The sequence below is a fragment of the Chitinibacter sp. SCUT-21 genome, from assembly GCA_041874755.1.
GTDB lineage: Bacteria > Pseudomonadota > Gammaproteobacteria > Burkholderiales > Chitinibacteraceae > Chitinibacter.
Genome location: CP102611.1, coordinates 3,446,432 through 3,454,474, shown reverse-complemented (window position 1 = coordinate 3,454,474; position 8,043 = coordinate 3,446,432). Strand labels below are relative to the sequence as shown.

7 protein-coding genes are annotated in these 8,043 nt (G+C 50.1%); 4 read left to right on the top strand and 3 right to left on the bottom strand.

The window, feature by feature from the left end; genetic code table 11:
* Window positions 1-220: 220 nt before the first annotated feature.
* Window positions 221-853, top strand: a complete 633-nt coding sequence (locus NT239_16195) for a hypothetical protein (protein XGA71263.1) — start codon at window positions 221-223, stop codon at window positions 851-853.
* A 44-nt stretch (window positions 854-897) separates the two neighbouring features.
* On the opposite strand, the gene uvrC is transcribed toward NT239_16195, so the two are convergent.
* Complete coding sequence (gene uvrC / locus NT239_16190; GenBank protein XGA71262.1) at window positions 898-2,814, bottom strand: excinuclease ABC subunit UvrC; 1,917 nt, start codon at window positions 2,812-2,814, stop codon at window positions 898-900.
* Between the two features lie 192 nt (window positions 2,815-3,006).
* Here uvrC and NT239_16185 point away from each other — a divergent pair, with 192 nt between their 5' ends.
* Window positions 3,007-4,362, top strand: a complete 1,356-nt coding sequence (locus NT239_16185) for a sodium-dependent transporter (protein XGA71261.1) — start codon at window positions 3,007-3,009, stop codon at window positions 4,360-4,362.
* Between the two features lie 64 nt (window positions 4,363-4,426).
* Here the strand turns inward: NT239_16185 and NT239_16180 are convergent, their stop codons facing one another.
* Window positions 4,427-4,978: a hypothetical protein gene (locus NT239_16180; GenBank protein ID XGA71260.1), complete on the bottom strand. Its 552-nt coding sequence runs from the start codon at window positions 4,976-4,978 to the stop codon at window positions 4,427-4,429.
* A gap of 143 nt (window positions 4,979-5,121) precedes the next feature.
* Window positions 5,122-5,523, bottom strand: coding sequence for a YchJ family metal-binding protein (locus NT239_16175; GenBank protein XGA71259.1), 402 nt, complete (start codon window positions 5,521-5,523; stop codon window positions 5,122-5,124).
* A 58-nt stretch (window positions 5,524-5,581) separates the two neighbouring features.
* Here NT239_16175 and NT239_16170 point away from each other — a divergent pair, with 58 nt between their 5' ends.
* On the top strand, window positions 5,582-6,262 hold the full coding sequence (locus NT239_16170; GenBank protein ID XGA71258.1) for an HAD family phosphatase: 681 nt from the start codon (window positions 5,582-5,584) through the stop codon (window positions 6,260-6,262).
* Window positions 6,263-6,549: 287 nt separating this feature from the next.
* Entirely contained in the window at window positions 6,550-8,022 is a 1,473-nt protein-coding gene (locus tag NT239_16165) for an inorganic phosphate transporter (protein ID XGA71257.1), read from the top strand.
* The last annotated feature ends 21 nt before the right edge of the window (window positions 8,023-8,043 follow it).

The window sequence follows — 8,043 nt, the reverse complement described above, 5'->3', positions numbered from 1 at the left end:
CCGCAACGTAGGGCGCGGTTAGCCGAAGGCGTAACCCGCCAAACAGTATCCGAATCAACAAACATTAACCAGCGCGGGTCAAGACCCGCCCTACACGACTTAACAAATGCAGATAAAGAAATAACAGTTTCGCGGTGAACGTTGGACTTCATTGCATGAAGCCCAACCTACAATACTTAATTGATTTATGATGCAAAAAATCATTTAAAACATCTAGCACATGAAAATTTTTAGATTTTTATTATTAGCATCCCTAGTATTAAGCATAGGACTAGGTGCATGGCATCTTCACGCGGATAGGGCATCAGCAGATCAAGAATTGGTTGCTGTTTTCAATAGCCTTCCTCATCCAAAAATCTCCACTCAATATAGCGAGACTAGCTTTTTCGGGGAGTATTATTCTCGATCTACATATATAAAATCAAGGTATCAAACCACTCAAAATGGTATTCAAGTCTGCCAAGCTTTTGAACATGTCATTCACCAAAATCTTGGTATGCACGAAAATATCGAGGAAAAAACCGAATGTGTGCCCCGTTATTATGGAAAAAGTCGACTCTATACGATACACCAAAGAAAGGCGAAAACAGATAAATCTTGGACAGCAATTAGCATCGTAATTGATGACAAAAACAGCTACAGTTCAAAAAACACAACAGTAAAAATCTCAATTGTCCATACTTTCGACAAGAAAAAATGGAATGAATGCACTCCCGAAAATCCACTGCACACTCCATTTTATTGTGGTTTTGGTTGGTCACGACGTATTGAGCCTTTTCAAATCGGTAAAACAGCTCACCTTGAGTCATCCACTAATGCTCTGGGTTTCAATGCATACCGTTTCCTGTGGTAAACCCCCATTTTTAATCAGAACTAAAAGTCAATTCCAGCAACAATCTACCCTCGCAACGCTGCATAAATCTTCTCCGCTAGCGCTTCATTAATTCCTTCCACCGCCGCCAAATCATCCACACTCGCAGCTTTCACGCCTTGCAATCCGCCAAAACGGGCGAGTAGTTTTTGGCGGCGTTTTGGGCCTATGCCTTCGATGTCTTCTAAGGTGCTGGCAACGCGGGCTTTGGCGCGGCGGGCGCGATGGCCGGTGATGGCAAATCTATGTGACTCGTCACGAATTTGTTGAATAAGGTGCAGGCCGGGATGATCGCGCTTGAGTTGAATGGTTTTGCCAAGCCGCGGAATGATTAGCTGCTCCAGACCAGCCTTGCGCGTTTCACCCTTCGCTACGCCGATAATCCATGACTCGTTCAGGCCGATTTCTTCCATCACTTCGAGCGCCACGCCAAGCTGGCCTTTGCCACCGTCGATCAAGATCACATCGGGCACTTTGCTATCGGCGCTGCCCTCCCCCGCCGCTAGTTTTTCATAACGGCGCGTTAGCACTTGGCGCATTGCGGCGTAGTCGTCGCCGGGTGTAATGGGCTCAAAGCCTGCATCACCCTTCCCTGGCGATGTTGTCGTCGCGATATTAAAGCGGCGATATTGCTTGGGTTGCATGTCTTGGTTGTCGTACACAACGCACGAGGCGACGGTCAGCTCGCCCATCGTGTGCGAGATATCAAAGCATTCAATCCGTTGTGTTTCATCGGGAAGGCCCAATGCTTCAACCAAGGCGGCGAGCCGCCCGGCTTGTGAGGCCTGCTGCGTTTTGCGCTGCAGTATTGCCAGCTGCGCGTTCTTGGCCGCCATCTCCAGCCAGATACGTCGCTCACCATTGGGATTGCTATTGATGATGACACGACGGCCAGTCTGTTCGGATAGCGAAGCGGCCAAAATACTGACGCCCTCGGGCTCGGGGCTGCAGAAAATCAGCGGCGGTACGGTGCGCTCCAGATAATGCTGGGCGATAAAGGCGCTGAGCGCTTCGGCGGTACTGTAATCATCGGCGTGGCTGGGGAAGAGATTTTTGTCGCCCACATGCCGCCCGCCGCGCACCATCGCCAAATTAACGCACAGCACGCCTTCCTCTTCGACACAGGCCAAGATATCGGCGTCACCATCGCTACTATTACTCGATACAAATTGTTTTTCTTGCACCTTGGCCAAGGCCTGAATCTGATCGCGCACCGCGGCAGCGGCTTCAAACTCCCAATTGGCCGATAGTGTTTGCATTCGGGCTTCGAGCTGCTGCAGCACTTCATTTTCTTTGCCGGATAAAAACAGCATCGCGTTATTTACGTCGCGACGGTAATCGTCGGGCGAAATCGCGTTTACGCACGGCGCGGAGCAACGTTTGATTTGGTGCAGCAAACAGGCTCGCGATCGGTTTGCAAACACCGAATCTTCACAAGTGCGTAGCTGAAATACTTTTTGCAGCAACTGAATACTTTCTTTAACGACGTAGCCATTCGGGAACGGCCCAAAATACGTGTGGCGCTTATCGAGCGCACCGCGATAGTAGGCCAAGCGCGGTGAGGCGTGCCCCGTGAGCACCAAATACGGGTAGCTTTTATCGTCACGAAACAGAATGTTGTAGCGCGGCGATAAGGCCTTGATCAGATTGTTTTCCAGCACCAACGCTTCGGCTTCCGAGCGCACCACGGTGGTTTCCAAGGTCGCGACTTGCGCCAGCATCAAGCGAATACGCGGGCTGTGATCGTTCTTAATGAAATAGGAGCCAACGCGTTTTTTCAGGCTAATCGCCTTGCCGACGTACAGCACCGTACCATCCGCACCGATGTAGCGATACACGCCGGGCAGATCGGGCAGGTTTTTGACTTGCAGTAATAAGGCCAGCCTAGCCGCGTCAGGCTCGGATGCGGATTGCTGGGTATCGGGGGTATCGCTAGCGTGCATAGGGAGCGTGGATCAATCTGAATCCAAGCATTGTACTGTTCGCGCACGGCGCTGGGTAAGAATGGCTGAGCAAAATCAACTTCACATAGAAAAAACGCGCTGCAGCTATGCAAAACGGGTTTTCCCGCATGGACAGTTTGTAAGGAAAGCCAGAAGATGGCATCACCGAAAAAAACAATGGAGGTGACGGCCATGAGCCAAAACCGTGATGGATTTACTTCAACCTTTGGCGTACTCGTCGCCACGCTAGGCTCAGCCGTCGGCTTGGGCAATATCTGGAAATTTCCGTATTTAACCGGCACCAATGGCGGTGCGAGTTTTCTGGTGGTGTATCTGCTGGCGACCTTGCTGGTGGCGCTGCCGGTGATGATGGCCGAGATTATGCTCGGCCGCGCTTCGCGCGCTAATGCGGTGACTGCATTTGAAAAACTTGCCCCCAAAAACCAGAAATTTTGGACCATCATCGGCTATATGGGCTTGGTGTCGGCGATTTTGATTTTGGCGTTTTATTCCGGTGTTGCCGGCTGGGTGTTTGCCTATATTTTCAAATCAATCGCTGGCAGTATTAATAGTACCGACCCTGAAACCGCCAAAGCGGCATTTGGCGCGATGGTATCAAACCCCACGCAAGTGCTGATGTGGCAGTGGGTAGTGCTGGGCGGTGCTGGCGTGATTATTATGCTGGGCGTGTCCAAAGGGATTGAGGCGGTGGCGAAAAAGCTGATGCCGCTGCTGTTTTTGCTGCTGGTTTTGCTCTGTATTCGCAGCCTAACCCTGCCCGGCGCAATGGAAGGCGTGAAGTTTTTGTTTGCACCTGACTTTAGCAAAATCACTGCGCCAGTGGTGCTGACAGCCGTTGGTTTGGCCTTCTTCAAATTATCCATCGGCATGGGCACGATGCTGACCTATGGCAGCTATTTCCGCCAAGAGCAAAACATCCCCGCCACCGCTACGCGTGTGATGCTGGCCGATTTATCGGTATCGATGCTGGCTGGTTTGGCGATTTTCCCAGCTGTTTTTGCCTTTGGTTTTGAGCCATCGGCGGGGCCATCGCTGGTGTTTATGACGATTCCAGCCGTGTTTGCCAGCATGCCATTTGGCCATATCTTCATGGCAATTTTCTTTGTCTTGGCCGCAGTTGCTGCAACCGGTGCGATCTTGTCGATCTTGGAAGTGCCGGTGGCGATGATGAGCGAGCGCTTTGGTTATAGCCGCAAAAAAGCCACCGCGATTTCGGTCGGCACAATTGGCTTGTTTGGTGTGCCAGCGATGCTGTCATCATCACTGACCGCCGATTGGAAATTATTTGGGCTAAATGCGTTTGATCTATTCGACTTTATTAGCTCGAATATCCTGTTGCCACTGGGCGGCATTTTGATCTGTTTGTTTGTGGGCTGGGTGTATGGCTTGCCACAGCTGAAAAAGCAATTGAGCAACGATGGTCAATTAAACAATGGTGCGCTGATAAATGCGGTGTTTATCCTTGTTCGGTACATTACGCCGATTATTATTACGGTGATTATGCTCAAGGGATTAGGGGCATTTTAATCCGAATCAATAAAAAACCACGACCTAGGTCGTGGTTTTTTATTGCCTAGTAGCCGAGCTCAGCTTAGTAGGTGTAATTGCCCCACACTGTCAATGTGGCGCGAGAATAAACGATCACTTGATCGCCAGTCGCCGCTTTTGAGAGCACTTCGTCGTTGGGAACGGATACTTCAATGACCACACCATCAGGACTTTTTACTTTAGCGAGTTTCTTTTCGCGATCCACCGACACTAAATCGTTATAGGTGGCACGGGTTTTTAGCACCCCCACACCATCGGCAGTTACATCTTTGCCTTCACTTGTGATTACGCGGCGCAAACCCGCAGTGCCCTTGCTCAATGCGATTGACACGCTTTCGGAACCTGCGACATTGATTTTGTCATTCACTTTTACGTTTTCAAAATGCGTCACACGGTTATCAACGGCTCTAAAGTCAATCACTTCACCGTCTGGCATTTTCACGGTCATATCGCGGTTCACTAAATCAATACTTTGCACCACGGCTTGAACTTGGTTGCGCACGCCTTGGGTCACCAGAACTTCAGGCTCTGCAGCCTGAGCAGCCACACTGAACAATGCACCCGCAAAAATTGCTGCCATCATCGATTTACGCATTTGCTTACTCTCCATTTGAATATATCTAAGCCCAAGTGAGGCGTTCACACGGACAACTCAAAAATACTATCACACACAGTCAGAAATATGACATCTAAGAAAAGCAAGCACTTCAATCTTTCAGCTATTATGTTTCAATCCGCCTAAGCATTGTCGGCAACCACACCATCAACATAAAACCATCGCCCATCTTCAAATCTAAAACGGCTGTGCTCGCTCATCCGATACGCGCGCCCGCCTACTTTATAGCGGGCGACAAATGCCACAAAGCCTTGATCGCCATCGCTTTCAGCATGATTCACCGTCAGCCCCAGCCATTTGGGTTTAGGGTCTTCGTTTAAATCCAGTGTTTCCGGCCGAGTGCTGCTATGCCAACTTGCCAGCAAGTAATCTTCCAAACCCAGTACATATGCGCTGTAACGAGAACGCATCAATTTTTCGGGCGTAGGTGCAGCTTGGCCTTGATGAAAAGGCTGGCAACATTGCTCATAATCGGCGGCGCCACAAGGGCACGTTAGCGAGGCAGTGTGTAAAGTTCGCGGCATAGGTTCTCAAGCTTGGGTAAACTAGTAGCATTGTTTTCCAAAATTGATCGATCCGCAAATGCTAGCTTCCCAACACCCCAACATCTGCGCAGCCATTTTTGATATGGATGGCCTATTACTGGATACCGAGCGTATCGCATTAACGTGCTGGCACGATGCGGCCGCGCAACTTGGCCATCACATTGACGAAGCCATTCCGCTAGGCATGGTTGGCATGCACTCATCAAAAACGCTAGCTTATCTGCATGAACAACTGGGTGCGGATTTTCCGTGCCAGCGCTTGCGCGAATTAACGCACGAAATTTATATGCAGCGTAGCGACGAGCCGATTCCGCTGCGCCCCGGCGTGTTGGAATTATTTAGCTGGCTAGAAGAGCACGGCATTCGCAAAGCCGTGGCAACCTCGACACGACGCAGTATCGCCGAACATCATCTGCAACAAGCGGGGCTATGGTCACGTATTGAATTTGCAGTGTGTGGCGATGAAATTTTGCACCCCAAGCCTGCACCCGATATTTATTTAAGCGCGATTTCTCGCTTGGGTGTTTTGGCTGAGCAATGCGTAGTCTTTGAAGACTCCAACTTTGGCGCGCAAGCAGGCCATGCAGCCGCCTGCCGTGTCTTTATGGTGCCAGACCTGCGAGCTCCGGAAGCCAGCACACATGCACTGGGCTTAGAAATTGTCGCTTCCTTGCTCGAAGCGCAACAGGTATTGGCGGCTGAAATTACGATGCGTTAAGGCTTAGTCAGGGTATAGCTTTTAACAACAGCAAATATAATTAATATAGAGGCATACCCTTCTAAAAACCTTATAGTTTTTTACCAAACACTTTCCCGAACACTACAAAAATTGCGAAATTACCCCAAAGTGCCGAAAGATTTATCTAGCCACTTTTTTATGCCAAATATATTTTCAAGATGACGGATTTTTTTCATCTTTTTTTGATCAAACCCCAAATACTTACACGTATGCAAGGTCAATTTCTGCGATAATCCGCCGCATCATTATCTTTTCAAGAGCATTTTATGCTTGATCTGTTTTCTGGCATGGCGCTCTGGCCCGCCTTGATGCTGGCATTGGCGCTGTTCTTTGTTCTGGCCTACGAATTTATCAACGGTTTTCACGATACCGCCAACGCGGTTGCGACGGTGATCTACACCAAAGCGATGCCAGCGCATTTGGCAGTGATCGGCTCTGGGATTTTCAACTTCTTGGGCGTGATTTTGGGCGGCTTGGGCGTAGCCTATGCCATCGTGCATTTGCTGCCGGTTGATCTATTGCTCAACGTCGGCGTCGGCCATGGCTTGTATATGGTGTACGCACTGCTGGCGGCGGCGATTATCTGGAATTTGGGTACCTGGTACTTTGGTATTCCAGCGTCTAGCTCGCACACGCTGATTGGCTCGATTATGGGCGTCGGCATCGCTAATGCGATGATGAATAATCAGTACTGGCTGTCGGGCATTAATGTGAAAAAAGCGATCGACATTATGTTGTCGCTACTCATTTCACCGACGATTGGCTTGGTGATGGCGGGCTTGATGCTGTTGGCGCTGAAAAAATGGCGCCCTACTTCGCGCATGCATATGACGCCGGAAGAGCGCAAACAGCTGGATGGTAAAAAACACCCCCCGTTTTGGACCCGCACCACGCTGATCGCTTCTGCGATGGGGATGAGCTTTGCGCATGGCTCAAATGACGGCCAAAAAGGCATTGGCTTATTGATGTTGGTATTGATCGGTTTGGCGCCGGCCAAATACGCGCTTGATATGGAAAGCAGCGCATATCAAATCGAGCGCACTGTTGATGCCGCGCAGCATATGGGCGAGTTTTACACCAAAAATCGCGAGCGTTTAAATGGCTCACTCGATCTGAAATACAATGCAGATCACCCGCTGCCAGCGCTGTTTAAATGCGAATCTTCAACCACATTACCAGCGATTGCGACACTCACCAGCACCTTGAACAATGTACAAAGCTACAGCCAAATCAATGGCGAGCAACGCCGCGTCGTGCGCCGTATCTTGTTGTGTCTGGACGATACAGCCAAGAAAGCGAGCAAGCTCGATATTTTGAACAAGCAAGAAAAATCGGACCTCGACAAGCTGCGTAAAGATCTGAATGTCACCACCGAATACGCGCCACAATGGGTGATCATTGCCGTGGCCTTAGCACTGGGTTTGGGCACGATGGTCGGCTGGAAACGCATTGTACTGACCGTCGGCGAAAAAATCGGCAATAAAGGCATGACCTACGCGCAAGGTAACGCCGCGCAAATTACCGCCGCCAGCGCGATTGGTATCGCCAGCTGGACTGGTATGCCCGTGTCCACCACACATATCTTGTCATCTGCCGTAGCCGGCACAATGGTCGCCAATAAGAGCGGCCTGCAAGGTGGCACGGTTAAATCAATCTTGATGGCGTGGGTACTCACGCTGCCAGTGACGATGCTGCTCTCCGGTGGCCTATTCTGGGCCGCCAGCGTGCTGTTTGCCTAATACGCAGAAATCCAAAAAAAC

Bases quoted from the DNA above. Each gene is read 5' to 3' on its own strand.
- NT239_16175 (XGA71259.1), bottom strand. From the start codon at position 5,523: ATGCCGCGAACTTTACACACTGCCTCGCTAACGTGCCCTTGTGGCGCC.
- NT239_16170 (XGA71258.1), top strand. From the start codon at position 5,582: ATGCTAGCTTCCCAACACCCCAACATCTGCGCAGCCATTTTTGATATG.
- NT239_16185 (XGA71261.1), top strand. From the start codon at position 3,007: ATGAGCCAAAACCGTGATGGATTTACTTCAACCTTTGGCGTACTCGTC.
- uvrC (XGA71262.1), bottom strand. From the start codon at position 2,814: ATGCACGCTAGCGATACCCCCGATACCCAGCAATCCGCATCCGAGCCT.
- NT239_16165 (XGA71257.1), top strand. From the start codon at position 6,550: ATGCTTGATCTGTTTTCTGGCATGGCGCTCTGGCCCGCCTTGATGCTG.
- NT239_16180 (XGA71260.1), bottom strand. From the start codon at position 4,978: ATGCGTAAATCGATGATGGCAGCAATTTTTGCGGGTGCATTGTTCAGT.
- NT239_16195 (XGA71263.1), top strand. From the start codon at position 221: ATGAAAATTTTTAGATTTTTATTATTAGCATCCCTAGTATTAAGCATA.